Source organism: Rhodopseudomonas sp. P1 (genome assembly GCF_039642825.1).
Taxonomy (GTDB): Bacteria; Pseudomonadota; Alphaproteobacteria; order Rhizobiales; family Xanthobacteraceae; genus Rhodopseudomonas; species Rhodopseudomonas palustris_H.
The window spans coordinates 46,717-70,933 of sequence record NZ_CP088006.1; the positions used below are offsets into that span (position 1 = coordinate 46,717).

Here is a 24,217-nt window from a genome sequence, read left to right on the forward strand (position 1 = left end):
CTGCCGCGCAGGGCGCGGCGTGAACGGTCAGGCGTTCGGCAAGAAATACTTCTTGATGTTGTCGCCGTCGGTTTTGAAGATCGCGCGGGTGCCGCGAAGCTGACGGATCTGCTTCTTGGTACGCTTGATCATGCCGTGGCGCTTGCCACGCTGGGCGGACATCACCTTGCCGGTGGCGGTCACTTTGAAGCGCTTTTTGGCGCCCGATTTGGTCTTCAACTTGGGCATTTGGCTCTCCTTTGCCACGCGCGAAAAGCGCCCCGGGGGCGCTCTGCGGCGGCGGACATGCTCGTTAGAGCGTTGAAATTGCACGACCATTCTCAAGATCGAGGCAGGTCGGCAGGGCCATCGCCACGGCAGCCCTTGATCAGCCGGGCGATGAAGGCTGCGCTTATGGCAGAGCGGAGGCCCGTTGGCAACGTGTAAGGCGGAAGATCGAGCGCCGCCGACGCGTCCTGCCGAACGACGGGTGAACGCCAAGGCAAAGAAAGCGGCAAAGAAAAAGGCCCGTCAGATCGCTGGCGGGCCTTGTTCGTTCTGAAATCGAAAACCCGGATCCGCGTCAGCGCGGCGCCAGCACCATCACGACCTGACGGCCTTCGAAGCGGGGGTCCTGCTCGACCTTGGCGATTTCAGCGACGTCGTTCTTCACCTTTTCGAGCAGCTTGGTGCCGATCTCCTGGTGAGCCATTTCGCGTCCCCGATAGCGCAAGGTGATCTTGACCTTGTCGCCTTCCTCGAAGAAGCGCAGCATCGCCTTCATCTTCACGTTGTAATCGTGGTCGTCGATCATCGGGCGGAGCTTGATCTCCTTGATCTCGACGATCTTTTGCTTCTTGCGCGCCTCGGCGGCCTTCTTCTGCGCCGAATACTTGTACTTGCCGTAGTCCATGATCTTACAGACCGGCGGCGACGAGGTCGGCGAAATCTCGACCAGATCCATGCCTGCGTCCATTGCCATTTTGATCGCGACAATGGTCTCGACCTTGCCCTGGTTCACACCGGTCTGGTCGATCAGCTGGATCTCGAAATTGCGGATTTCATCGTTGGTGCGCGGCCCGTCCTTGGCTACGGGGGGCGGCGCTCTGTTGGGACGGCGAATGGGTTCTTCTCCACACTTGTGAACGTTGACGGCGAACGATGGGATCGAGGCAGGTACGGCTGCTGGTCGGATCCGCGCGCTTCATATAGGTCGAAGCGCGATCCGACGCAAAACCACTCAGCGTCGATACCAGGGTCAATGCCCTTTTTGATCCGCGCGCAGTGTGGCGGAAGAACCGCCGAGCGGCAAGCCGACTTCCGCATAAACGCAAAGCCGGCCAATTCGCCGCGCGGCTTCCGTCGCGCTACGCCCTGAGGCGCCGGCATTGACGGCGCCTCGCCGTGTACTGCAAACCAACCCGGCAACGAGGTTGTTGATCCATGACAAAACCATCCGAACCGGCGCCGGACTTCATCACCGTGGGCGATGGCGCTGCGGCGCGGCGGATTGCGGTCCGCCCCCGGCCGGGCACCTCCCCTGGGCTGTTTTGGCTCGGCGGCTTCAACTCCGACATGACCGGCACCAAGGCGACCGCGCTCGACCAATGGGCCGAAGCGCGCGGCCGCGCCTGCGTCCGGTTCGATTATTCCGGCCATGGCGAGTCCTCCGGCAGCTTCGCCGACGGCACCATCGGCCGCTGGCTGGAAGAAAGCCTGGCGGTGTTCGACGCCTACGCGCGCGGTCCGCAAATCGTGGTCGGCTCCTCGATGGGCGGCTGGATGGCGCTGCTGCTGGCCCGCGCCCTGCGCCGCCGCGGCGGCGAGTCGGCCGCCAAGCTGGCCGGATTGGTGCTGATCGCGCCGGCGCCGGATTTTACCGAAGCGCTGATGTGGAAGGGGTTTTCCCCCGAGATTCGCGCCGAGATCGAAACCAAGGGCGTCTGGCATCGCCCCTCGGAATACGGCGAGCCCTACCCGATCACCAAGGCGTTGATCGAAGACGGCCGCAATCACCTCGTGCTCGGCGGCATGATCGAGGTCGGCTGCCCGGTGCGCATCCTGCAAGGCAAACAGGACGAAGACGTGCCGTGGCGCCACGCCTTCGAGCTGGCGGAGCGGCTGCCGACCGACGACGTGGTCCTGACCATGATCCAGGACGGCGACCACCGGCTCAGCCGCCCGCAGGACATCGCCCGGATGCTGGCCGCGGTCGAGGAGATCAGCTGACGGCAGGGGCCGCCCGGCGTCGCCCAGCCGCATCATAAGTCGTCATCGCCCGCGCAGGCGGGCGAACCAGTATTCCAGAGAGATCGGGTCGTGGGCGCCCTGGGATACTGGATCCCTCGCCTTCGCGAGGGATGACGATCTGTTGGGGGGTAGCGCCCTACTCAGCAGCGACCCCGCCCCACTCCGCCCGCACGCCGTCATCGGCCTCGGCTGCAAGATGCGCCGCCTTCAGGGCCGCGAAGCGCTCCGGCCGCAGAAGCTGCCCCAGCGCCCAAGCCGCAGCACCGCGGATCGTCGGGCTCGGATCGGCGAGCAGCCGCTCGGCCTCCGGCGCCAGCTCGCCATGGCCCGAATTGCCAATCGCGATCAGCACGTTGCGGATGAAGCGGTCGCGGCCGATGCGCTTGACCGGTGATTTGGTGAACAGCGCCCGGAATGATGGGTCATCGAGCGCCACCAACTCACCGAGCGCCGGCGCGCGCAAGCCGTCGCGGGCGGCGAGCTTGGCCTCGCGCCCGGCCTGGGCGAACTTGTTCCAGGGGCAGGCGGCGAGACAATCGTCGCAGCCGTAGATCCGGTTGCCGAGGCGCGCGCGAAACTCGCGCGGGATCGGGCCTTTGTGTTCGATCGTCAGATACGAGATGCAGCGCCGGGCATCGAGCTGATACGGCGCCGGAAACGCGCCGGTCGGACAGGCGTCCAGGCAGGCGCGGCACGAGCCGCAATGATCGTGCTCGGCCGCATCCCGCGGCAGATCGAGCGTGGTGAACACCGCGCCGAGAAACATCCAGGACCCGCGGCCTTTCGACACCAGATTGGTGTGCCGGCCCTGCCAGCCGAGGCCAGCGGCCTGCGCCAGCGGCTTTTCCATCACCGCTGCGGTATCGATGAACACCTTGACGTCGCCGCCGGCGGTGGCGACCAGCCAGCGCGCGAACTGCTTCAGCCGGGCCTTGATGACATCGTGATAATCGTCGCCCTGCGCATAGACCGAGATCGCACCGCGATCCTTTCGCGTCAGCACGGCGCGCGGATCGGTATCAGGACCATAATTGAAGCCGAGCAGGATGACGCTTCGGACTTCGCTCCACATCACCCGCGGATCGGAGCGGCGCTCGGGACGATCGGCAAGCCAGGCCATGTCGCCGTGATAACCGGCGTCGAGAAACGCGCGCAGTCGTGCCGGTGCTTCGGGGATCGAGTCCGGCGCGCAAATTCCGAACGCATCAAAGCCGAGCGCGCGTGCCTGGTCGGCGATTTCCGCCTTCAACGCATCGCCGGGTGCGGCCGATGCGGGCTGTCCGTCGGCGAAGGTCAGAAATCCAGATCCACGTAGGTCCGCGACGCCGGCACGCCTGCGAGCCATTCGCTCAGCAGCGGACGGAACGAGGGGCGCGATTTGATCCGCGCGTACCAGGCCTTTGCCGCCTCGTCCTCGATCCATGGCACGTCGCCCAGATAGTCGATCGCCGACAGGTGTGCCGCGGCGGCGAGATCCGCATAGGTCATGCGATCGCCGGCGAGAAAGTTCCGGGTGCGCGCCAGCCAGCCGATATAGGCCAGATGATAGCGCACATTGGCGTTGGCGGCGCGGATCACGTCCATCGCCGGCGGCCCGCCGCCGTCCTCTTCGCTCATGAAGCGCTTGTAGATGCGCTCGGTCATCAGCGGGCCGGAGGCCTCTTCGAAAAACTTGTCATTGAACCACGACAGCAGTCGCCGCACTTCGATGCGTTCGGCGGTGGACTGCGGCAGCAGCCGCCGGTCACCCATTTCAACGCCGTGCACTTCGTCGAGGAACTCGGCGATCACACCGGCGCCGGGAATCGGGGGGCGCCCCTCTGCGACCAGGACCGGCGTGGTTCCCGCCGGATTGAGCGCCAGGAAGGCCGTTCGCCGCTCCCAGGACCGCTCCTCCACCAACCTGAGATCGAGACCGTGTTCGCCGAGCGCAAGGCGGATGAACCGCGACAGCGGGCAGAACGGGTGGTGGAACAGGGTGTACATGCTGACCTAGATAGTTTCGAAGAGCTTAACAAACCGTGGCGGATCGCATCGAAAAGGCTCTTCGGGAGGCGGCCAAACTAGTCTCATGCGACGCGGACGCAAGGCACCGAAAGGCGCATTTTTGACGTTGCGACCCCTTGGGGAATAGGCGACAAGGTCCGGCCTCGCGGGCGCCCGATCCCTTGCAGCGGACAATTCCATGCTCATCGATATCATCAGAGCCGTCATTCTCGGCATCGTCGAGGGTGTCACTGAATTCCTGCCGGTATCTTCGACCGGCCACCTGTTGCTGGCGGAGCGGTTCTTCAATCTCGGCGAAGGCAACTTCTGGAAGAGCTTCGCGGTGCTGATCCAGCTCGGAGCGATCCTGGCAATTCTGGCGCTGTATTTCGTGAAATTGTGGCGAATCGCGCTCGGCATGTTCACCGATGCCAACGCTCGCCGTTTCGTCATCGGGGTGCTGGTGGCGTTTCTCCCGGCAGCGGTGATCGGCGCGGCGTTCGGCGGCTATATCAAGCACTACCTGTTCAATCCGTGGGTGGTGTGCTTTTCGCTGATCGTCGGCGGCGCGATCCTGCTGTGGGTCGACCAGCTCGACCTGAAGCCGCGCTATCACGATGCCACCGCGTTCCCGCTGCTGACCTATTTCTATATCGGCTGCGCACAGTGCACCGCGATGATCCCGGGCGTGTCGCGCTCCGGCGCCAGCATTGTGGCGGCGATGCTGCTCGGCACCGACAAGCGCTCGGCGGCCGAATTCTCGTTCTTCCTGGCGATCCCGACGATGCTCGGCGCGTTCGTCTACGATCTCTACAAGAACCACGCCGACATGACCGCCGACAACCTGATCATCGTGGCGATCGGCTTCGTGGTGTCGTTCATCACCGCGATCATCGTGGTGAAGACCTTCCTCAGCTACGTCACCCGCCACGGCTTCGAGCTGTTCGCCTGGTGGCGCGTGATCGTCGGCACGCTCGGCCTGATCGCGCTGGCGCTGGGGCGGTAACAAACTCTCTCGGAACGCGGCGTCCTTGACGGACGCCGCTGCGGTTCGCTTACGCGGTCTTGCGCGCGAACTGGCCGGTCTTGCGGAACCGCCACAGATAGGACGGCACGATCGCCTGCAGCGAATCGGGCTGAATGCCGAGGCCCTGCAGCGTCAGCCCGGCCGACTTGGCAGCTTCCGACACCACGTTGTCGACCTCGAGCATCCGCACCTGATCGGGCGTCAGCTTGAAGGCGCCCGGCGCGAACTGCAGCAGCATCGCCTGCAGGCTGGCGAGGCCGAACGGCAGCGGCACCAGCAGCGGATTGCGATCGGTGGTCTGCAGAATGATGCGCATGATTTCGCGCATCGTCAGCTGTTCCGGGCCGCCGAGTTCGTAGGTCGCGCCCGGCTTGGCCAGACCGTCGACCGCATCGGCGATCGCGGTCGCAACATCGCCGACATAGACCGGCTGCAGCTTGGTATCGGCCCCGACCAGCGGCAACACCGGCAACAACCGCGCCAACGCCGCGAATCGATTGGTGAACTGATCTTCGGGACCGAACACCACCGACGGACGGAAGATGGTGGCCTGCGGAACGGCGGCGAGCACCGCTTGTTCGCCGGCCGCCTTGCTGCGGGCGTAGCGGGCGGGCGAGTTCGGATCGGCGCCGATCGCCGAGACATGCACCATCCGGGCGCCGGCGGCCGCCGCGGCCTGCGCCACGTTGGCGGCGCCGCTGCCCTGCACTGCGTCGAACTTCTGCGCGCCGCCTTCGGCGAGAATGCCGACCAGGTTGACCGCCACATGCGCGCCGCGCATCGCCGCCGCGACCGATTCGGGGTAACGCAGATTCGCCTGCACGGCGTGGATCTGGCCGACGCGGCCGAGCGGCTGCAGATGCCCAGAGAGCTCCGGCCGGCGCACCGCGACCCGAATCCGATAGTCGCGCCGCGCCAGCGCGCTGACGACGTGCCGGCCGAGGAAGCCGGAGCCACCGAAAACCGTGACGAGCGTGTCGATATTCGAAGTCATGCGGGCTGATCCTGATCGCGGAGGAGCGTCTTTAGACGTCCGGGAATTCGCGGACATTCTGGCGGTTTCGCGTTACGCCATCAACCTTCCGGTGTACAGCGGATTTGGTTGGCGGAAGCCATTTGACTTTTCCGTAACGCCTCCCTATCAAGCGCCCCGGGCCCAGGTGGCGGAATTGGTAGACGCGCTGGTTTCAGGTACCAGTGGGTAACACCGTGGAGGTTCGAGTCCTCTCCTGGGCACCATTGCCCACGCCCTTCTTCTCGTATCCGCATCTCTTCACATCGACATCGGTTCGAGACGTCCACCGCAAGGTGGCGCCGCCCCTCGCGTCGCGCGGATCGGGGCGATAGGTTGGGCTGCCGATTCGGGGCGTTCGGCGCTCTCCTCCATGGCCCAAAGGTTTGCGACACATGACGATCCGCCTGCATCGCGGCGACCTGCCGGATCTTTCCCGCTATACAAATTCGGTGGCGATCGACACCGAGACGATGGGGCTGCATCCGCATCGCGACCGGCTGTGCGTGGTGCAATTGTCGAACGGCGACGGCAGCGCCGATGTGGTGCAGATCCCGCAGGGGTCGACCGATGCGCCGAACCTGAAGAAGCTGCTCGGCGATCCGGCCGTGGTGAAGATCTTCCACTTCGCCCGATTCGATCTGGCGGCGCTGTACAAGGCGTTCGGCGTGATGCCGCAACCGGTGTACTGCACCAAGATCGCCTCGCGTCTGACTCGCACCTACACCGACCGGCATGGCCTGAAGGACCTGGTGCGCGAACTGCTCGGCGTCGATCTGTCGAAGCAACAGCAGTCCAGCGACTGGGGCGCCGATACCCTGACCGACGCGCAGCTCGCTTACGCCGCTTCCGACGTGCTCCACCTGCACGCGCTGCGCGACAAGCTCGACACCATGCTGGCGCGGGAGAATCGCACCGAGCTGGCGGCCGCCTGCTTCGGCTTCCTGCCAGTCCGCGCCCGGCTCGACCTCGACGGCTGGAGCGAAGAGGACATTTTCGCTCATTCGTGACCGGCTGGACGGCCCGCCCGGCGGTTCCTGCGGTCGAGCGGCACTCTGCGCCGCGTTTCGGTCATACTCCTCGGTCTGATGGGCCGGGGCCTGCCATGGCCCTCCCCTGCCGGGGTGATTAAGATAAGCTTAAGGATGTATTGCAGACTGGAGACCGCGTTCGAAGCGGCGCTCCGGAGGACGGAGCGCACGGCTCCGTAACACGCGCGAGACGAGCTCGGGAGCAGCGGTGACAGCGGTTCAGTTGTCGTCCTATCAGACCGGAATGGAGGCGCGCTTCGCGGCAGCGGCGCGCCACAGCCGTTTGGTGCGCACGCTGCGGCTCGCCGTGCCGCTGGTCGTGGTGTTGTCGATGGCCGTGATCATCGCGATCTCGGTGTTCAACCCGTTCCGCTATCTGTCGAAATTGCCGATCGACGTCGGCGACCTGGTGGTTTCGGGCACCAAGATCACGATGGAGTCGCCGCATCTGGCCGGCTTCACCAATGACGGCCGCCCCTACGAGATGTGGGCCCGCACCGCCACCCAGGATCTGACCAGCCAGGACCACGTCGATCTGCACACGCTGCGCGCCAAGGTGCAGTCGGAGGACCAGTCCACCGTCATCATCGAGTCGCGCGAAGGCCAGTTTGAGACCAAGGCGCAGCTTTTGAAGCTGAACAAGGACGTCTATCTGCACAATTCGACCGGCACTGAGGCCTGGATGACCCAGGCCGACATCGACATGGGCAAAGGCACCGTCACCTCCGACTCGCCGGTAGACGTCAAATGGGACGGCGGCACGCTGCGCGGCCAGCGGATGCGGATTACCGAAAAGGGCGACCTGATCCGGTTCGAAGGCGGCGTGGTGATGAACATCGACAACGCCTCGCTCGGAGAGCCGGCGCCCGCCGCGCAGCCCGCGCCGCCGCCCGCCCCGACCAAGTCGCGGGCGGCTCCCAATTCCGGCCAGCGGGCCGTCGCGAGGTGATCTCGACAATGCACATTGCTTTTTGGTTTCGCCGGCTTCGTGGCCCGGCCGCGCTGGCCAGTGCCGCGCTGGTTGCTCTGTCGGTTGCTGGCACGGTGCCGGCGGCGGCGCAGAGCGCCGTGCAGGGCGTGCCCAACGCGATGCAGGGCTTCTCGCAGAACCGCGACAAGCCGATCCAGATCGAATCCGACACCCTGGAAGTGCGCGACAAGAACAAGGAAGCGACCTTCACCGGCAACGTCAAAGTCGTGCAGGGCGACACCACCATGACGTCGCAGACGCTGGTGGTGTTCTACGACCAGGATCAGACTCCGGCGAAGGGCGCCAAGGGCAAGCCGATGCCGGCGGCCGCGCCGGGCCCGGACGGCGCCTCCTCGATCCGGCGACTCGAAGCCAAGGGCCATGTCGTGGTCACCCAGAAGGATCAGGTCGTCACCGGCGACAAGGCGGTGTTCGAGACCAAGACCAACCTGGTGACGATGACCGGCAACGTGGTGCTGACCCAGGCCCGCAACGTGGTGCGCGGCGACCGGCTGCTGGTCGACATGACCACCGGCGTGTCGCGCGTGGAATCGGACAGCGGCCGGGTGCAGGGCCTGTTTCAATCCTCGGGCGCGAATGGCGGCGGTCCGCTGCCGCTCGGCCCGCCGACCAGTTCGGGCAAGCCGAAGTGATCGTACCGGATCACCAGCACGCACCGCGAGTGTTGAACCGGACGGCGGCCGCCTGTAACAGCGCCGGCGAAGCGTCGCTTTGCCGCGTCCGCACGGCCTCGGCAAACGCCAATGACGTCACCGCGAGCCTTGCGGGGGCGCACCTCACGGGACAGGTTCGGTAGCGCATGGTGGATCTTCGCGGCATGTTCCGTCGGCGCCCGAAAGCTCCCGGGTTCGGCAGCGCGCGCAACGACATTACCGGATACAGCGACGACGTCGGCGATCTGCTCGCTACGCCGGTGCGCGACGCACCGCCGATCGCACGCAGCGAGTCGTACGCGGCTCCGCCGCGACAACCGGCCGCGGCTGCAGCACCGCGCCGCACCGTCGCCCCGCAGGCGGCTGCGCCGCAGGCCGCACCGGCATCCAGTTACTTGGCGGTGCACGGCGTCGAGAAGAGCTTCGGCACCCGCAAGATCGTGCGCGGCGTCAGCATCTATGTTCGCCGCGGTGAAGCGGTCGGCCTGCTCGGCCCCAACGGCGCCGGCAAGACCACCGTGTTCTACATGATCACCGGGCTGATCAAGGCCGACAACGGCGCGATCGAACTCGACGGCCACGACGTCACCAAGCTGCCGATGTATCAGCGCGCCCGGCTCGGTATCGGTTACCTGCCGCAGGAAGCCTCGATCTTCCGCGGCCTCACCGTCGAGCAGAACATCCGCGCGGTGCTGGAAGCGGTCGAGCCGGACAAGCGCAAGCGCGAAGCGCAGCTCGACAATCTGTTGCAGGAATTCAACATCGAACGGCTGCGCAAATCACCGTCAATCGCGCTGTCGGGCGGTGAACGCCGCCGCGTCGAAATCGCCCGCGCACTCGCCAGCCGCCCGAACTACATGCTGCTCGACGAGCCGTTCGCCGGTATCGACCCGATCGCGGTCGGCGACATTCAGGACCTGGTGCGACACCTGACCAATCGCGGCATCGGCGTGCTGATCACCGATCACAACGTTCGCGAAACGCTCGGCCTCACCGATCGCGCCTACATCGTCTATGCGGGCGAGATCCTGACCGAAGGTACGCCCGAAGACATCGTCAACGATCCGGATGTGCGCCGGCTTTACCTTGGCGAAGAATTCCGGCTGTGAAGCCGGTTGCGGTTTAGAGCCGGCGGGTCCATGATTACCGCTACCGGCTTGATCGTGAGGCGCGATCAGAACTACTTAGATACCGCAAAGATATTCCGCCCAAAGGGCCGGCGCCTCTACTCCAAATTTCCCATCCGTCAAGGCGTGTACAACCGCTCCGGAAAGGCGTAAGCAAGAAACGGACCAACTACCGTTTCTGGCCACCATGGCGCTGTCGCAACGTCTCGAATTTCGTCAGACCCAGTCTCTGGTGATGACCCCGCAACTGATGCAGGCGATCAAGCTGCTTCAGTTGTCGAATCTCGACCTCGCGGCTTTCGTCGAGGATGAGATCGAGAAGAACCCGTTGCTCGATCGCGCCGGCGACAATGCGGAACCGCCGGTGGCCGGTGAAGCCACGGCGGAAGGCGCCGAGGGCGGCAGCGAGTTCGGTGCAAGCAGCGGCGAGGATTTCGGCGGCGAGGGTTCTTCGGATTTCACCGACCCCGCGGCCGCCGGCGCGTTCGAGCCAGGCACCGAAGAATGGATGCACCGCGATCTCGGCAGCCGGAGCGATATCGAGCAGACGCTCGATACCGGCATGGAGAACGTTTTTCCCGAAGAGCCCGCCGAAGCTGCGGCCCGCGCCGCGCAGGACAGCGCGCCGGCCTCCTATACTGAATGGGGCGGCGGAGCGTCGTCGGATGAAGGCTACAATCTCGAAGCCTTCGTGGCGGCCGAGACTTCGCTGGCCGACCATCTCGCCGAACAGCTCGCGGTTGCGGTCACGACGCCGTCGCAGCGGCTGATCGGACAGTACCTGATCGACCTCGTCGACGACGCCGGCTACCTGCCGGCCGATCTCGGCGATGCCGCCGAACGGCTCGGCGCCAGTCAGGACGACGTCGAAGCGGTCGTGCAGGTGCTGCAGACCTTCGACCCGCCCGGGATCTGCGCGCGCAACTTGAGCGAATGCCTCGCCATCCAGTTGCGGGAGCGCGATCGCTACGACCCGGCGATGCAGGCGCTGGTCGAACACCTCGACCTGCTCGCCAAGCGCGACGTTGCAAGCTTGCGCAAGATCTGCGGCGTCGACGACGAAGACCTCGTCGACATGATCGGCGAGATCCGTCACCTCGATCCGAAGCCGGGCCTGAAGTTCGGCTCGTCGCGGGTGCAGACCATTGTGCCTGACGTGTTCGTCCGGCCCGGCCCCGACGGCGGCTGGCTGGTCGAACTCAACAGCGACACGCTGCCGAAGGTGCTGGTCAACCAGTCGTATTATTCGGAGCTGTCGAAGACGATCCGCAAGGACGGCGACAAGTCGTACTTCTCCGACTGTCTGCAGAACGCCACCTGGCTGGTGCGCGCGCTCGATCAGCGCGCCCGCACCATCCTCAAGGTGGCGACCGAGATCGTGCGCCAGCAGGACGGTTTCTTCACCCACGGCGTCAAGCATCTGCGGCCGCTGAATCTGAAAGCCGTGGCCGACGCAATTCAGATGCACGAATCGACGGTGTCGCGGGTCACCGCCAACAAATACATGGCGACCAACCGCGGCACTTTCGAGCTTAAGTATTTCTTCACTGCGTCGATCGCTTCCGCCGACGGCGGCGAAGCGCATTCGGCCGAAGCGGTGCGGCACCAGATTCGCCAACTGATCGACAGTGAAGATCCGTCAGCAATCCTGTCGGATGATACGATCGTCGAACGTCTGCGCGAGGCCGGCATCGACATCGCGCGTCGCACCGTCGCGAAATATCGCGAAGCGATGCGCATTCCCTCTTCAGTGCAGCGCCGTCGCGACAAGCAGAACATGCTGGGCACGCCGTCTGCGGCCGCGAGCCGCTCCCGCGACACAGCCCCAGCTTGATTGCGTCGCCCTGCTCTGACTAGACTCACCTCCCCACATGTGAATCGAGGCACTGCCATGACCATCCGGATATCCGGCAAAAGCATCAGCATCGGCGAAGCGCTGCGCAGCCGCGTGAGCGAACGCACCGAGGAGGTGCTGCGCAAGTATTTCGATGGGAATTATTCGGGGCACTTCACGCTCAGCAAAGACGGTTTCGGCTTCCGCACCGATTGTGCGCTGCACCTCGATTCCGGCATCACGCTTGAAGCCGAGTCGAATGCCGCCGACGCCTATGTCAGCGCCGATCAGGCGCTGGTCCAGATCGAGAAGCGCCTGCGCCGCTACAAGAGCCGCCTGAAGGATCGTTCGGCCCGCAAGGCTCACGCCGAGGCCAACGCACTCGCCGAGCTCGGCACGCCGGTGGACGCGGCCAGCTACGTGATCGAAGCACCCGGCGACGAAGAGCATCACGAGGACGCCTACAACCCGGTGATCATCGCCGAGGCCACCACCGCGATGAAGCGGCTGTCGGTGAGCGAGGCGGTGGTCGAGCTCGATCTCACCGGCGCACCCGTGGTGGTGTTCCAGCACGGCAGCTCGGGCCGCGTGAACATCATTTATCGTCGCGCCGACGGCAATATCGGCTGGATCGACCCGCCGGTGCTGAACGGCACGAACTGATCCGCGCATTGCCTCGCGGGAAAGCCGCAAGCGGAACCTCCGCGAGGCATTGACGCCCGTGCAACGCTCTGCCTATGGTCCGCCGCTTTTCGGCGGACCGCCGACGGCATTTTACGGCCGCCGGCAGGAATGCTAGACTTAAGTTAGGATCATGATTTCAGAAGCGTTTTAGCCGCGATCAGGAAATCGCGCGGCGCTTCTCAGATCGAACGCTTGACGCAACCCACCGCCGTCCTATTTCACCCGGACCGCACCAACACCCCCGGAACGCCTGATGACGATTACGGATCTTGTCGCGCCCGAGGCCGTCATCCCGGCGCTCAAGGTGATCAGCAAGAAGCAGGCGCTGCAGGAACTCGCGGCGCGCGCCGCTGAACTCACCGGTCAGAACGAGCGCTCGATCTTCGAAGTGCTGCTGCAGCGCGAGAAGCTCGGCACCACCGCGGTCGGCTACGGGGTGGCAATTCCGCACGGCAAGCTGCCGAAGCTGGAAAAGCTGTTTGGGCTGTTCGCGCGGCTGGAACGTCCGATCGATTTCGAAGCGATGGACGGCCAGCCGGTCGACCTGATCTTCCTGCTGCTGGCGCCCGAAGGTGCCGGCGCCGACCACCTCAAGGCGCTGGCGCGGATCGCCCGGCTGTTGCGTGACCAGGACGTCGCCAAGAAGCTGCGTGCCTCTCGCGACGCCCATGCAATCTACTCGGTGCTGGCGCTGCCGCCGGCCACCGCGGCTTAACAGCGCGGCATATTGCTGGCCGCCAGCCCGCGAGCTTCGCGAAGGCATTACACTGAAAGCAGAATGAGCCCTCGGCACCGGACCGAAACTGGTTCAGGCGCTGCGGTTACTCGTACGAGCTCCAACGTCGCTGAGCCGCGACGGCATCGGCACGAGATCGCGTTACTATCGATGTGGGAACGTGAGCAATGCAACGCGCTGCGGTTGCTTGCTGGGGCGCCTCAGCGCCGCTGATGAGCATCCAGCGGGCGCGGGGGCCGTCACCGGACCCCCGCGTCGCGTAACCGTCTTCTTCAGTCAGCGCTTAGTGGACGCTGACGGCCTGCAGTTCCTGGCTCCAGGCATTCGCGATCGCCGCTTCACGGCTGTCGGTGAGCATGATCGGCGTGCCATCGGCCGAATGCAGCGCGAACAGCTTGAGGCCCGGTGCGATCTGCGGCGCCTGCGGGAATAACCCAGGTACGTCTTCGGAGCGGATCTGCTTCACATAGGCGATGTGGCCTTCGCCCAGATGCGCCAGCGCTTCCGGCGTGACGCCCACATTTTCAAGCGTAGTACCAGCTTCAGTCATGGTCTCGACTCCTCTAGGAGACTAAGCGGTCGAGTCCGCTACTCGTTCCATTATTCGTGTTCGGTGATGGCGATTGTCTTAATGACCCTTTCCGGCTCAGGCCGGATCAGGTCGATGGACAACAACCCGTTTTTCAGGTCCGCACCCAACACCTGCATCCCGTCGGCCAGCACGAACGTCCGCTGGAAGTGACGCGCGGCAATGCCGCGGTGGATGTATTGCCGAGTCTTGTCATCCTGCTGCCGGCCCCGGATCACCAATTGATTTTCCTCAACTGTGACATCGAGTTGATCGCGGGTGAATCCAGCCACCGCCAGTGTGATGCGCAGCTTTTCGGGATCGCCGTTGCTGCGTTCGCACCGTTCGATGTTGTACGGGGGGTACCCGTCGGCGCCTTTGACGACGCGGTCGAGCGCACGCTCGATCTCGTCGAATCCCAGCAGGAAGGGACTAGATAACGAAGGAACACGAGACATCACAAAGTCCTCTCGAAGCGACTTTGAGGGGGTCCTTGCGGCACCCCATCGACCGTCCGGCACCTCGCCGTCCAGTCCAAACCAATATGGGCAGTGCAAAAGAACTGTTCAAGAAGGCCAGAACAGCGAATTCCACCAGTAGCTTACGGCCGGCTAGCCGGCAATCCGGCGGCGCCCGTCGGCGGAAAACAGATGCAGGCTGTGCGGCGGCGCCGCGACCGTAATGCGCTCTCCGACCGCCGGCGCGACCTGGCCGGGAATCCGGACGATGATGTCCCCGCCGGCCCCTTCGCCAGGCTTTCCAGCGACCACCGGCCGCGCCTCATGGCCTGCGCGGGCCCCGTAGACGAACGTCTCCGGCCCGACCCGCTCGATCGCCTCGACGGTGATATCGAGCGCCAGCCCGCCATCAGCTGCCCCTCCTGGGTCGATGACGAGGTCCTCAGGGCGGACGCCGAGAATACCCGCCTCCGCCGGCGCACCACCGAGCTGGCTCCGCAGATCGTCTGCCAGGGTCAGCAGGTTCATCGGCGGAGCGCCAATGAACGAGGCCACAAAGGTCGTCGCCGGCTTGGCATAGACGTCGAGCGGCGAGCCGATCTGTTCGACTTGGCCGGCGTTCATCACCACCAGCATGTCGGCGAGCGTCATCGCCTCGAGCTGGTCGTGGGTGACGTAGATCGCCGTGGTGGCAAGCCGGCGCTGCAGCTTGCGGATCTCGACCCGCATCGCGACCCGCAGCTTGGCGTCGAGATTGGAGAGCGGCTCGTCGAACAGAAATACCTTGGGATGCCGCACGATGGCACGGCCCATCGCCACCCGCTGGCGCTGGCCGCCGGACAATTGCCGCGGCTTTCGGGCCAGCATCGGACCGAGTTCGAGGATGCGCGCCGCTTCCTGCACCCGCGCGTCGATTTCCGCCTTGGCCATGCCGCGGTTGCGCAGGCCGTACGCCATGTTGTTGTACACGGTCATGTGCGGGTAGAGCGCGTAGTTCTGGAACACCATCGCGATGTCGCGATCGGCCGGCTCGACGTCGTTGACGACGCGATCCCCGATGCCGATCTCGCCGCCGGTGACGGTTTCGAGCCCCGCGATCATTCGCAGCAGGGTCGACTTGCCGCAGCCGCTCGGCCCGACCAGCACGCAGAACTGGCCGTCGCCGACTTCGAAATCGACGCCTTTAATTGCCTCAAAACCACCCGGATAGGTCTTGCGGACAGAGCGGAGAACGACGTTGGCCACTGTTGCTACTTCTCCGTCTCGACCAGTCCGCGCACGAACAGTTTCTGCATCAGCACCACCACGGCGACCGGCGGCAGCATCGCCAGAACGGCGGTCGCCATTACCACTGGCCACTCGGTCAGCGCATCCGAGGTGACGATCATCTTGCGGATACCGATCTGGATGGTCTGCATGTCGTCGCGCGTGGTGATCAGCAGCGGCCAGAGATATTGATTCCAGCCGAGGATGAACAAGATCACGAATAGCGCCGCCATGTTGGTGCGCGACAGCGGCAGCAGCGTATCCCAGAAGAATCGCAGCGGCCCGGCCCCGTCGATCCGCGACGCCTCCAACAGTTCGTCCGGCACCGTCATGAAGAACTGTCGGAACAGCAGCGTCGCGGTCGCCGACGCGATCAGCGGCAGCGCCAGCCCGGCGTAACTGTCGAGCAGATTGAGGTCCGCGGCGATTTTGTAGGTCGGATAGATCCGGACCTCGACCGGCAGCATCAGGGTAATGAAGATCAGCCAGAAGATCGTCATCCGGAACGGAAACCGGAAATACACGATCGCATAGGCGGAGATGATCGAGATCGCGATCTTGCCGAGCGCGATCGACATCGCCATCACGAAGGAGTTGAACAGCATGCTGGCGACCGGCTCGCGGGTGGTGCCGGAGGAGCCGACGAAGATGGTCTTGTAATAGGTTTCCAGGAAGTGGCCGCCGGGCAGCAGCGACATCTGGCCGTTGGCGATGGTGGCGTTGTCCTGGGTCGAGGCGACGAACGCCAGATAGACCGGGAAGGCCACGATCGCGACGCCGATCCACAGGATCAGATGCGGCACCAGATTTCCGAACTTCCGATGCTCGACCATCAGTAATTCACCTTGCGCTCGACGAAGCGGAACTGGATCGCCGTCAGCGCGATCACGATCGCCATCAGAATCACCGACTGAGCCGCCGAACTGCCGAGGTTCGAGCCGAGCAGGCCGTCCTGATACACCTTGTAGACCAGCGTTTCGGTCGCCTTCGCCGGACCGCCGCGGGTCATGGTGTCGATGATACCGAAGGTGTCGAAGAACGCGTACACGACGTTGACGATCACCAGGAAGAAGATGGTCGGCGACAGCAGCGGGAAGATGATGGTCCAGAACCGGCGCATCGGCCGGGCGCCGTCGATCGCGGCCGCCTCGATCACGCTGGACGGAATCGCCTGCAGCCCGGCGAGGAAGAACAGGAAGTTGTAGGAGATCTGCTTCCAGGCCGCCGCGAGCACGATCAATAGCGCCGCCTGATCACCATCGAGCAGCGGGTTCCAGTCGACGCCGAGCGCGCGCAGCCCGTGCGCGATCACGCCGAGCGACGGATTGAGCATGAATACCCACAGCACGCCGACCACCGGCGGCGCCACCGCGTAGGGCCAGATCAGCATGGTGCGGTAGAATGTCGAGCCGCGGAGAGGCCGGTCCGCCATCACCGCCAGCAGCAGCGCCAGCGACAGCGACGACAGCGCGATCGCGAAGGAGAAGACGAAGGTCCGGATGATCGCGGCGAAGTAGTCGGGCTGGTCGAGCAGCTCGCGATAATTGTCGAACCAGACGAACACGGTCGACAGGCCGAAGGCGTCCTGTAGCAGGAACGACTGGATCACTGCCTGCACGGCCGGCCAATAGAAGAACACCAGCACCACCACGAGCTGCGGCAGGACCAGCAGATAGGGCAGGAACTTGGACTGGAAGACGGCCTGCTTGAGCATGTGACGAGTTGCTTACCTGTGGCCGGAAGACTCGACAAGCATCCTGTCCGTCGTCGCCCGGCTTGACCGGGCGACCCAGTACTCCATGTCGTTGCCGTTCAAATCGCAACGCTCTGGAATACTGGGTGCCCCGCCTTCGCGGGGCATGACGCCAGGGGTAACGGTGCTTACCTCACCGCCGTCTTCTCGAACTGCCGCAGCATGGCGTTGCCGCGTTCGACGGCGGCGTCGAGCGCCTGCTGGGCGGTCTTCTTGCCGGCCAGCGCCTGCTCGATCTCCTCGGCCCACAGTTCGCGGAGCTGCACCATGTTGCCGAGCCGCAGGCCGCGCGAATTCTCGGTCGGCGGCTTGTTGGTCAATTCCTTGATCGGGGTTTCGAGATACGGCTGCTCGTTGTAGAAGCCGTCCGCCTTGGCCTTCTCGTAGGCCGCCTTGGTGATCGGCAGGTAGCCCGAGGCCTTGTGGATCGCGACCTGGCGATCGGTATCGGACAGGAACGCCAGGAACTTGGCGACGCCCTTGTACTCGGCGGCGTTCTTGCCGCCCATCACCCATAGCGAAGCGCCGCCGATGATCGAATTCTGCGGCGCGCCCTTGACGTCCGGATAGTAGGGCATCGGCGCGTTGGTCCAGTTGAACTTGGCCTGCGACTTGACGTTGCCGAAGAAGCCCGACGAGGTCAGGAACAGCGGGCACTCACCCGAGGTGAAGCGGCCCTCGCCGGTGTTGGTGCGGCCGGAATAGTCGTAGGTCTTGTCCTTCTGCAGTTCGATCAGCTTCTGCAGATGCTTGAGCTGAACCGGGCCGTTGAATTCGAGCTTGGTATCGAAGCCGTCGAGACCGTTGGCCTTGCTGGCCAGCGGCACGTTGTGCCAGGCCGAGAGCTGCTCGAGATTGGCCCAGGTGACCCAGGCGGTGGAGAAGCCGCAGGTGGCGTAGCCGGCAGCCTTCAGCTTCTTGGCGTCTTCGAACACCTCGGGCCAAGTCTTCGGAATCTCGGCGATGTCGGCCTTCTTCAGCGCGTCGAGATTGACCCACATCACCATCGAGGACGAGTTGAACGGGAACGACAGCATCTCGCCCTTGGAGGTCGAGTAGTAGCCGGTGATCGCCGGTAGATACGCCTTCGGGTCGAACGGCTCGCCGGTTTCCTGCATCAATTTGTAGACCGGCTTCACGGCGCCGGTCGCCGCCATCATGGTGGCGGTGCCGACTTCGAACACCTGCAGGATGTGCGGCGCGTTGCCGGCGCGGAACGCGGCGATGCCGGCGTTCATGGTATCGGCGTAGCCACCCTTGTAGGTCGGCACCACCTTGTAGTCGCTCTGCGCGGCATTGAAGTCATTGGCCAGCTTGACGATGACATCGTTGTTGCCGCCGGTCATCGCGTGCCACCACTGAATTTCGGTGACCGCATATGCCGGCGCAGCCATCGCCAGCGTCGCGGCGATCGCCGTCGCGGCGGCCGCGGTCAGGCCAAAGGATCGAAATGCCATGAAAACCTCCCGGTTGGGCACGTGCTGTCGTGGTGGGCGCGCGTAGCAGTGCGCGATGACAGACACATGACCGTATAAGCGAGGCACCGCCGGGGAGGAAGCGGCGGCATCGCTGTCGTCGCAACAGCTTATGATGCAGTGCAAGAGTTCCTGCACTGCGGTAATTGCAGCTGGGTGCGTAGCGAGAGCAGAATGAACGGCGCCGGCATCGCGGCCGGCGCCGTCCTCATCAGCGTTTGCGCTCGGGGCCGCTGACGATGCCGTCGGCCTTCAGCTTGGCGATGTCGTCCGCCGAATAGCCGAACTCGCCGAGCACTTCGTTGGCGTGCTGGCTGAACGTCGGCGGCAGGCCGCGCAGGCTCGCCTTGGTGCGCTCGAACCGGATCGGCGAGGCAACGCCCTTGTACCAATCCTTCTCGATCACATCGCCGCGGTAGGCGGTGTGGGGACTGGTCAGCGCCTTGTCGATCGACTGCACCGGGCCGGCGGGCAAGCCGGCATTGAGCAGCCGGTCGCACAGCGGCACCGCATCGTGCTGGCTGAACACCGCCTCGAGTTCGGCGCGGAGCGCAGCGCGGTTGGCGATGCGGTCCTTGTTGCGCGCGAAGCGCGGATCGGTACCGAGCTCCGGCTTGCCGATTTCCTTGCACAGCTTGCGGAACGTGCCGTCATTGCCGACGCCGGTGAAGATCTGGCCGTCGCGGGCGTTGAAGGTCGAATACGGCACCAGGTTCGGGTGCTCGTTGCCGGTCAGCGCCGGCGGCTTGCCATGCAGGAAATAGTTCGCGGTATGCGGATGCATGATCGCGAGACCGGTTTCGTACAGCGTGGTCTCCACGAACTGGCCCTTGCCGGAGCGCTCACGCTCCGCCAGCGCCATCAGGATACCAATGGTCGCATACAGGCCGGTGGTGATGTCGACCAGCGGCACACCGATTCGCACCGGTCCGCTCTCCGGCGAGCCGGTCGCGGCGATCATGCCGGTCATCGCCTGGATGATGGCGTCATAGCCGGGGTTGCCGCCGCGCGGGCCATCGGCGCCGAAGCCCGAAATCCGGCAATGCACCAGCCGCGGAAACTTCTCGCGAATCACCTCGTTGGAGAGGCCCCATTTGTCGAGCGTGCCGGGCTTGAAGTTCTCGATCAGCACGTCGGCGCCTTCGAGCATCTTCAACAGCACCTCGCGCCCGCCGGGCGACGCGAGATCGAGGCCGATCGAACGCTTGTTGCGATTCACGCCGAGAAAATACGCCGCGTCCTCGTCATGGAACGGAGGCCCCCAGTCGCGCACCTCGTCGCCGGCCGGCGGTTCGACCTTGATGACGTTGGCGCCGTGGTCGGCGAGGATTTGGGTGCAGTAGGGCCCGCCAAGCACGCGGGTCAGATCGATTACACGCAATCCGGCGATCGCGCCGGGCATCGATGCAGAGGTCATAAGGGCTTTCTTACCGAAGCTTTGCAGGAGCGGAGAACTTAACTCTCAAAGGCGCTTCTTGGCAAACGCACGGCCTGAAGCGGACTTAAGGTACTTCTCAAAAGCAACCGCCTGACGGGTGTCGCTGAAAGCAACATACGTCTTCAGCTTCCAAGGGCGGAATTTCGACGTATGCGGGACTTCGCCGGCGTTATGCTTACCAATCCGCGCAGGCAGATTGTCAGTGATGCCGACGTAGAAGTGCTCAGAAACTTCGCTTTGAAGAATGTAGACGTATTTCATTGAGCACCCCGCGCTAAGGCGCTCGAAATCGATTCGAGACAATGAAGCGAATTTAGCCCGGCTTCGCCCTGCGGGCTACGCCGCGGCATCCTTCTCTTGCTTCGCGTCGATGGGGTGGTCGGCTTGCCGAGCCGAAGCTTGCGAAGCAAGCGAAGGATGGTGGAGCCAGGCGGGATCGAACCGCCGACCTCTTGCATGCCATGCAAGCGCTCTCCCAGCTGAGCTATGGCCCCTTACCCTGGGTGCGCGGCGCAAATCAAAATCGGCCGCGCGGCAATCGTTGATCACATATCGGCGACGATCTCAAGTCTCCTCATCGCCAGAAACGTCACCAATGATGTCCGTGACGTCTTCATCCTCTTCTTCTTCATCGGCGATGAAGGTCGAATCGTCGTCATCGTCGTCGATCGCCTCGTCGATTTCGATGTCGTCCTCGGATTCCGGCACCACGGCCTTGACCTTGCCGGAGTTCTCCTCGGCATCGGCCTCTTCCAGCGACACCAGCTCTTCGGCTTCCATCGCCTCGGGGGCTTCCGTATCCGCGCCAACAGGGGCGCGCTGATCCGCACGGGTGCGCGGCGCCGTAACCGGTGCAATCGGCACCACCTCGCCGGTGTAGGGCGAGATCACGGGATTCTTGTTCAGATCGTAGAACTTTTTGCCCGTCGTCGGGCAAATGCGTTTGGTTCCGAGATCGGATTTCGCCACTTGTGCAACCTTGGGATTTCTTGAAAAACGGTGCTTCACTTGGCTAGTTGGCACGCCGCTGTCAATAGCGGTTTATGCCGAAGGCCGCGAGGACGGCCGCAATGCCAGGCCGAATCACCCGCAGCCGCGAGGGACCACAATCTTGACTGATTCGAACCAGCCGACGCCGCTGCAGGCGCGCAAGAGCGGCGCATTGCACGGCACCGCGCGCGTCCCGGGCGACAAGTCGATTTCGCACCGGGCGCTGATTCTCGGCGCGCTGGCGGTCGGCGAGACCCGAATCTCCGGCCTGCTCGAGGGCGAGGACGTTCTCAACACCGCCAAGGCGATGCGCGCCCTGGGCGCCAAGGTCGAGCGCACCGGCGACTGCGAATGGCGCGTGCACGGCGTCGGCGTCGCCGGCTTCGCCACACCGGAAGCCCCGCTGGATTTCGGCAATTCGGGCACCGGCTGCCGGCTGGCGATGGGCGCAGTCGCCGGATCGCCGATCCTGGCGACGTTCGACGGCGATGCGTCGCTGCGCAGCCGGCCGATGCGGCGAATCGTCGATCCCCTGGAGCTGATGGGCGCCAAAGTGGTGTCGAGCAGTGAGGGCGGCCGATTGCCGCTGGCCCTGCAGGGCGCCCGCGATCCGCTGCCGATTCTGTACCGCACCCCGGTGCCGTCGGCGCAGATCAAATCCGCGGTGCTGCTCGCCGGCCTGTCGGCGCCCGGCGTCACGACGGTGATTGAGGCCGAAGCCAGCCGCGATCATACCGAGCTGATGCTGCAGCATTTCGGCGCCACGATCGTCACCGAGGCCGAAGGTGCCCATGGCCGTAAGATTTCATTAACCGGCCAACCCGAATTGCGCGGCGCCCCGGTGGTGGTGCCGGCCGATCCATCGTCGGCCGCCTTCCCGATGGTGGCGGCATTGGTGGTGCCCGGCTCCGACATCGAACTGACCGACGTGATGACCAACCCGCTGCGCACGGGCCTGATCACGACGCTGCGCGAGATGGGCGCCTCGATCGAGGACAGCGACATCCGGGGCGATGCCGGCGAGCCGATGGCCCGTTTCCGCGTGCGCGGATCGAAGCTGAAGGGCGTCGAGGTGCCGCCGGAGCGGGCGCCGTCGATGATCGACGAGTATCTGGTGCTGGCGGTCGCCGCTGCGTTCGCCGAGGGCACCACCGTGATGCGCGGCCTGCACGAATTGCGGGTCAAGGAAAGCGACCGGCTGGAAGCGACGGCGGCGATGCTGCGGGTCAATGGCGTCGCGGTCGAGATCGCCGGCGACGATCTGATCGTCGAAGGCAAGGGCCATGTGCCGGGCGGCGGCGTGGTCGCCACCCACATGGATCATCGCATCGCGATGTCGGCGCTCGCGATGGGCCTCGCTTCGGACAAGCCGGTGACGGTCGACGACACCGCCTTCATCGCCACCAGCTTCCCGGACTTCGTTCCGATGATGCAGCGGCTCGGTGCCGAATTCGGCTGAGCCTCAGGCCGCTTCGACCGGCTGAAGGCCGACGATCCGGTCGGTTTCGTTCTGGGCGGCGGTCAGAGCCGCCTGCAGCCGCTCTGCGATCTCTGCGGTCGGCGAGCCCGCCTCGACAGTGATCGGCTCGCCGAACCGGATCGCGACCTTGGCAAAAAGCCCGGGCAGCATCAGCCGATCCCAGCTCCGAAGCAGCTTGTGACGAGACAGGCTGACTGAGACTGGCAGGATCGGCAGCCCGGTCAGCCGCGCCATGTCGAGAACGCCCTCGCTGTTGATGCGCATCCGCGGACCGCGCGGACCGTCAGGCGTGACGAACAGGCTGTGGCCGGACTTTCCGAGCCGCATCATTTCGCGCGCCGCCCGCATGCCGCCGCGCGAGGACGAACCGACCGCGGTCTGAATCCCGAAAGCTGCCCCGACCCGGGAGATGATCTTACCGTCGCGATGCCCGCTGATCAGCGCGACCAGCGGCTTGCTCTTGGTCTGCAGCATCGGCGCCATGATCAGCCGCCCGTGCCACATCGCCAGGATGTAAGGCTCCGGGATCGGAGCGGCCTGCCGGTCGTATCGACCGGTCCACATCACGAACTTAAAATAGATCTTGGAGAAGTTGACGCCGAGCGACAGGACCGCATCCGATCGCGTAATGCGTTTGACGAAAGCGGGCGTGGCCATCCAGGAAGGGTCCGGGCAGAGATTGATAGGAAATCGCCAACGAGGCTGGCTTCGGCGGATCGCGGGTTTATACCCACTCGTTCACGCCTGCAAAACCTCGTCGGGACGCCCGCCGCCGTAAAGGCTCACCAAGCCAATTGGAATGCACAAGAGAATGATCATCGCCATCGACGGACCGGCCGCATCGGGCAAAGGCACGCTCGCCAAGCGGCTGGCCGCACATTACGGCCTCAGGCATCTTGATACCGGCGTGATCTACCGCGCGGTCGCCAAGGCGATGTTGGACGCCGGCGCCAACCTCACCGACGAGGCGCGCGCCGCCGAGGTCGCGCGCACGCTCGACCCGGCGCGGTTCGACGATCCGGCGCTGAAGAGCCACGCGGTCGGCGAAGCCGCCTCGGTGGTGTCGGCCCATCCGCAAGTTCGCGCCGCCCTGGTCGAGTTCCAGCAGGCTTTCGCCGCCGCGCCGCCCGGCGCCGTGCTGGATGGCCGCGACATCGGCACAGTGATCTGTCCCGACGCCGAGGTGAAGATCTTCGTGGTCGCCTCGCCCGAGGTTCGCGCCCACCGCCGCTTCCTGGAAGCCCAGTCCCGCGGCGAGCCCGCCGACGAGGCGGTGATCCTGGCCGACATCATCAAGCGCGACGAACGCGACAAGAGCCGCTCGGCGGCGCCGCTCAAGCAAGCACCGGATGCAGTCTTGCTCGATAATTCCTATTTGGATATAGAAGGCGGCGTCCGGGCCGCCATCGACATTGTCGAGGCCGTTCGAGCGGGCCGGCGTCGGGTCTAATCGACCAAACCGACGCCGTCATTGGAGGT

At 64.7% G+C, this 24,217-nt stretch carries 26 protein-coding genes and 2 tRNA genes; 12 read left to right on the forward strand and 16 right to left on the reverse strand.

The genetic code is table 11. The features are described from left to right. Positions 1 to 27 precede the first annotated feature (27 nt). Complete coding sequence (gene rpmI, locus LRC39_RS00205) at positions 28 to 228, reverse strand: 50S ribosomal protein L35 (protein ID WP_011155610.1); 201 nt, start codon at positions 226 to 228, stop codon at positions 28 to 30. 334 nt (positions 229 to 562) lie between these two features. Further along, entirely contained in the window at positions 563 to 1,102 is a 540-nt protein-coding gene (gene infC / locus LRC39_RS00210; protein ID WP_107342314.1) for a translation initiation factor IF-3, read from the reverse strand. A 320-nt stretch (positions 1,103 to 1,422) separates the two neighbouring features. Here infC and LRC39_RS00215 point away from each other — a divergent pair, with 320 nt between their 5' ends. Further along, positions 1,423 to 2,208 (forward strand): alpha/beta hydrolase, encoded by a 786-nt coding sequence (locus LRC39_RS00215; protein WP_346295970.1) that lies wholly within the window; start codon positions 1,423 to 1,425, stop codon positions 2,206 to 2,208. Positions 2,209 to 2,365: 157 nt separating this feature from the next. On the opposite strand, the gene queG is transcribed toward LRC39_RS00215, so the two are convergent. Then, entirely contained in the window at positions 2,366 to 3,574 is a 1,209-nt protein-coding gene (gene queG / locus LRC39_RS00220; RefSeq protein ID WP_346295971.1) for a tRNA epoxyqueuosine(34) reductase QueG, read from the reverse strand. Further along, entirely contained in the window at positions 3,523 to 4,215 is a 693-nt protein-coding gene (locus LRC39_RS00225) for a glutathione S-transferase family protein (RefSeq protein WP_107342317.1), read from the reverse strand. The genes queG and LRC39_RS00225 overlap by 52 nt, the downstream gene beginning before the upstream one ends. Before the next feature lie 199 nt (positions 4,216 to 4,414). Between LRC39_RS00225 and LRC39_RS00230 the strand changes: the two genes are divergently transcribed. Beyond that, positions 4,415 to 5,221 carry an undecaprenyl-diphosphate phosphatase gene (locus tag LRC39_RS00230; protein WP_107353690.1) on the forward strand — a complete coding sequence of 269 codons (807 nt, stop codon included), beginning with the start codon at positions 4,415 to 4,417 and terminating at the stop codon, positions 5,219 to 5,221. A 49-nt stretch (positions 5,222 to 5,270) separates the two neighbouring features. Here the strand turns inward: LRC39_RS00230 and LRC39_RS00235 are convergent, their stop codons facing one another. Further along, positions 5,271 to 6,236 carry a complex I NDUFA9 subunit family protein gene (locus LRC39_RS00235; RefSeq protein ID WP_346295972.1) on the reverse strand — a complete coding sequence of 322 codons (966 nt, stop codon included), beginning with the start codon at positions 6,234 to 6,236 and terminating at the stop codon, positions 5,271 to 5,273. A gap of 160 nt (positions 6,237 to 6,396) precedes the next feature. Here LRC39_RS00235 and LRC39_RS00240 point away from each other — a divergent pair. The 8 genes from LRC39_RS00240 (at position 6,397) to ptsN (ending at position 13,289) form a co-directional block, all read left to right on the forward strand. Continuing rightward, positions 6,397 to 6,481 (forward strand) — tRNA-Leu (locus tag LRC39_RS00240). Between the two features lie 168 nt (positions 6,482 to 6,649). Continuing rightward, a complete protein-coding gene (locus LRC39_RS00245) occupies positions 6,650 to 7,264 on the forward strand; it encodes a ribonuclease D (RefSeq protein WP_107353692.1) in 615 nt (204 codons plus the stop codon). 229 nt (positions 7,265 to 7,493) lie between these two features. Next, complete coding sequence (gene lptC / locus LRC39_RS00250; RefSeq protein WP_346295973.1) at positions 7,494 to 8,234, forward strand: LPS export ABC transporter periplasmic protein LptC; 741 nt, start codon at positions 7,494 to 7,496, stop codon at positions 8,232 to 8,234. Positions 8,235 to 8,242: 8 nt separating this feature from the next. Then, positions 8,243 to 8,908, forward strand: coding sequence for an LptA/OstA family protein (locus LRC39_RS00255; protein WP_346295974.1), 666 nt, complete (start codon positions 8,243 to 8,245; stop codon positions 8,906 to 8,908). Between the two features lie 167 nt (positions 8,909 to 9,075). Then, a complete protein-coding gene (gene lptB / locus LRC39_RS00260) occupies positions 9,076 to 10,038 on the forward strand; it encodes an LPS export ABC transporter ATP-binding protein (protein WP_346295975.1) in 963 nt (320 codons plus the stop codon). A gap of 205 nt (positions 10,039 to 10,243) precedes the next feature. Then, positions 10,244 to 11,890 carry an RNA polymerase factor sigma-54 gene (gene rpoN / locus LRC39_RS00265; RefSeq protein WP_346295976.1) on the forward strand — a complete coding sequence of 549 codons (1,647 nt, stop codon included), beginning with the start codon at positions 10,244 to 10,246 and terminating at the stop codon, positions 11,888 to 11,890. Between the two features lie 57 nt (positions 11,891 to 11,947). Next, on the forward strand, positions 11,948 to 12,553 hold the full coding sequence (gene hpf, locus LRC39_RS00270) for a ribosome hibernation-promoting factor, HPF/YfiA family (RefSeq protein WP_107342325.1): 606 nt from the start codon (positions 11,948 to 11,950) through the stop codon (positions 12,551 to 12,553). A 274-nt stretch (positions 12,554 to 12,827) separates the two neighbouring features. Continuing rightward, positions 12,828 to 13,289: a PTS IIA-like nitrogen regulatory protein PtsN gene (gene ptsN / locus LRC39_RS00275; protein ID WP_107342326.1), complete on the forward strand. Its 462-nt coding sequence runs from the start codon at positions 12,828 to 12,830 to the stop codon at positions 13,287 to 13,289. A gap of 304 nt (positions 13,290 to 13,593) precedes the next feature. On the opposite strand, the gene LRC39_RS00280 is transcribed toward ptsN, so the two are convergent. The 10 genes from LRC39_RS00280 to LRC39_RS00325 form a co-directional block, all read right to left on the reverse strand. Next, the gene (locus tag LRC39_RS00280) at positions 13,594 to 13,860 is read right to left on the reverse strand and encodes a DUF1150 family protein (RefSeq protein ID WP_107342327.1); all 267 of its coding nucleotides are present in this window, start codon (positions 13,858 to 13,860) and stop codon (positions 13,594 to 13,596) included. Positions 13,861 to 13,910: 50 nt separating this feature from the next. Next, a complete protein-coding gene (locus tag LRC39_RS00285; protein WP_011155625.1) occupies positions 13,911 to 14,336 on the reverse strand; it encodes an Hsp20 family protein in 426 nt (141 codons plus the stop codon). Positions 14,337 to 14,489: 153 nt separating this feature from the next. Further along, positions 14,490 to 15,581, reverse strand: a complete 1,092-nt coding sequence (locus tag LRC39_RS00290) for a sn-glycerol-3-phosphate import ATP-binding protein UgpC (protein WP_346295977.1) — start codon at positions 15,579 to 15,581, stop codon at positions 14,490 to 14,492. A 5-nt stretch (positions 15,582 to 15,586) separates the two neighbouring features. Continuing rightward, positions 15,587 to 16,435, reverse strand: coding sequence for a sn-glycerol-3-phosphate ABC transporter permease UgpE (ugpE, locus tag LRC39_RS00295; RefSeq protein ID WP_164571480.1), 849 nt, complete (start codon positions 16,433 to 16,435; stop codon positions 15,587 to 15,589). Beyond that, positions 16,435 to 17,316, reverse strand: a complete 882-nt coding sequence (gene ugpA / locus LRC39_RS00300) for a sn-glycerol-3-phosphate ABC transporter permease UgpA (protein ID WP_264053776.1) — start codon at positions 17,314 to 17,316, stop codon at positions 16,435 to 16,437. The genes ugpE and ugpA overlap by 1 nt, the downstream gene beginning before the upstream one ends. Positions 17,317 to 17,483: 167 nt before the next feature. Then, positions 17,484 to 18,812: a sn-glycerol-3-phosphate ABC transporter substrate-binding protein UgpB gene (gene ugpB / locus LRC39_RS00305; protein WP_107342331.1), complete on the reverse strand. Its 1,329-nt coding sequence runs from the start codon at positions 18,810 to 18,812 to the stop codon at positions 17,484 to 17,486. A gap of 229 nt (positions 18,813 to 19,041) precedes the next feature. Then, the gene (locus LRC39_RS00310; RefSeq protein ID WP_346295978.1) at positions 19,042 to 20,247 is read right to left on the reverse strand and encodes a CaiB/BaiF CoA transferase family protein; all 1,206 of its coding nucleotides are present in this window, start codon (positions 20,245 to 20,247) and stop codon (positions 19,042 to 19,044) included. Positions 20,248 to 20,292: 45 nt separating this feature from the next. Beyond that, positions 20,293 to 20,529, reverse strand: coding sequence for a GIY-YIG nuclease family protein (locus tag LRC39_RS00315; RefSeq protein ID WP_346295979.1), 237 nt, complete (start codon positions 20,527 to 20,529; stop codon positions 20,293 to 20,295). A gap of 157 nt (positions 20,530 to 20,686) precedes the next feature. Continuing rightward, positions 20,687 to 20,762 (reverse strand) — tRNA-Ala (locus LRC39_RS00320). Between the two features lie 70 nt (positions 20,763 to 20,832). After that, on the reverse strand, positions 20,833 to 21,237 hold the full coding sequence (locus LRC39_RS00325; RefSeq protein WP_346295980.1) for a TIGR02300 family protein: 405 nt from the start codon (positions 21,235 to 21,237) through the stop codon (positions 20,833 to 20,835). A gap of 142 nt (positions 21,238 to 21,379) precedes the next feature. Here LRC39_RS00325 and aroA point away from each other — a divergent pair, with 142 nt between their 5' ends. Next, positions 21,380 to 22,717 carry a 3-phosphoshikimate 1-carboxyvinyltransferase gene (aroA, locus tag LRC39_RS00330; protein ID WP_346295981.1) on the forward strand — a complete coding sequence of 446 codons (1,338 nt, stop codon included), beginning with the start codon at positions 21,380 to 21,382 and terminating at the stop codon, positions 22,715 to 22,717. A gap of 3 nt (positions 22,718 to 22,720) precedes the next feature. Here aroA and LRC39_RS00335 read toward each other — a convergent pair whose 3' ends face one another. Further along, on the reverse strand, positions 22,721 to 23,395 hold the full coding sequence (locus tag LRC39_RS00335) for a lysophospholipid acyltransferase family protein (RefSeq protein ID WP_013499910.1): 675 nt from the start codon (positions 23,393 to 23,395) through the stop codon (positions 22,721 to 22,723). A gap of 154 nt (positions 23,396 to 23,549) precedes the next feature. Here LRC39_RS00335 and cmk point away from each other — a divergent pair, with 154 nt between their 5' ends. Next, complete coding sequence (gene cmk, locus LRC39_RS00340) at positions 23,550 to 24,188, forward strand: (d)CMP kinase (protein WP_164637388.1); 639 nt, start codon at positions 23,550 to 23,552, stop codon at positions 24,186 to 24,188. Positions 24,189 to 24,217 lie beyond the last annotated feature (29 nt).

Bases quoted from the DNA above. Each gene is read 5' to 3' on its own strand.
- ugpA (WP_264053776.1), bottom strand. From the start codon at position 17,316: ATGCTCAAGCAGGCCGTCTTCCAGTCCAAGTTCCTGCCCTATCTGCTG.
- LRC39_RS00215 (WP_346295970.1), top strand. From the start codon at position 1,423: ATGACAAAACCATCCGAACCGGCGCCGGACTTCATCACCGTGGGCGAT.
- rpoN (WP_346295976.1), top strand. From the start codon at position 10,244: ATGGCGCTGTCGCAACGTCTCGAATTTCGTCAGACCCAGTCTCTGGTG.
- LRC39_RS00235 (WP_346295972.1), bottom strand. From the start codon at position 6,236: ATGACTTCGAATATCGACACGCTCGTCACGGTTTTCGGTGGCTCCGGC.
- LRC39_RS00245 (WP_107353692.1), top strand. From the start codon at position 6,650: ATGACGATCCGCCTGCATCGCGGCGACCTGCCGGATCTTTCCCGCTAT.
- LRC39_RS00310 (WP_346295978.1), bottom strand. From the start codon at position 20,247: ATGACCTCTGCATCGATGCCCGGCGCGATCGCCGGATTGCGTGTAATC.
- ugpB (WP_107342331.1), bottom strand. From the start codon at position 18,812: ATGGCATTTCGATCCTTTGGCCTGACCGCGGCCGCCGCGACGGCGATC.
- queG (WP_346295971.1), bottom strand. From the start codon at position 3,574: ATGGCTCGCAGGCGTGCCGGCGTCGCGGACCTACGTGGATCTGGATTT.
- LRC39_RS00280 (WP_107342327.1), bottom strand. From the start codon at position 13,860: ATGACTGAAGCTGGTACTACGCTTGAAAATGTGGGCGTCACGCCGGAA.
- lptB (WP_346295975.1), top strand. From the start codon at position 9,076: ATGGTGGATCTTCGCGGCATGTTCCGTCGGCGCCCGAAAGCTCCCGGG.
- LRC39_RS00230 (WP_107353690.1), top strand. From the start codon at position 4,415: ATGCTCATCGATATCATCAGAGCCGTCATTCTCGGCATCGTCGAGGGT.
- LRC39_RS00255 (WP_346295974.1), top strand. From the start codon at position 8,243: ATGCACATTGCTTTTTGGTTTCGCCGGCTTCGTGGCCCGGCCGCGCTG.
- LRC39_RS00225 (WP_107342317.1), bottom strand. From the start codon at position 4,215: ATGTACACCCTGTTCCACCACCCGTTCTGCCCGCTGTCGCGGTTCATC.
- LRC39_RS00315 (WP_346295979.1), bottom strand. From the start codon at position 20,529: ATGAAATACGTCTACATTCTTCAAAGCGAAGTTTCTGAGCACTTCTAC.
- hpf (WP_107342325.1), top strand. From the start codon at position 11,948: ATGACCATCCGGATATCCGGCAAAAGCATCAGCATCGGCGAAGCGCTG.
- LRC39_RS00285 (WP_011155625.1), bottom strand. From the start codon at position 14,336: ATGTCTCGTGTTCCTTCGTTATCTAGTCCCTTCCTGCTGGGATTCGAC.
- ugpE (WP_164571480.1), bottom strand. From the start codon at position 16,435: ATGGTCGAGCATCGGAAGTTCGGAAATCTGGTGCCGCATCTGATCCTG.
- cmk (WP_164637388.1), top strand. From the start codon at position 23,550: ATGATCATCGCCATCGACGGACCGGCCGCATCGGGCAAAGGCACGCTC.
- LRC39_RS00335 (WP_013499910.1), bottom strand. From the start codon at position 23,395: ATGGCCACGCCCGCTTTCGTCAAACGCATTACGCGATCGGATGCGGTC.
- rpmI (WP_011155610.1), bottom strand. From the start codon at position 228: ATGCCCAAGTTGAAGACCAAATCGGGCGCCAAAAAGCGCTTCAAAGTG.
- ptsN (WP_107342326.1), top strand. From the start codon at position 12,828: ATGACGATTACGGATCTTGTCGCGCCCGAGGCCGTCATCCCGGCGCTC.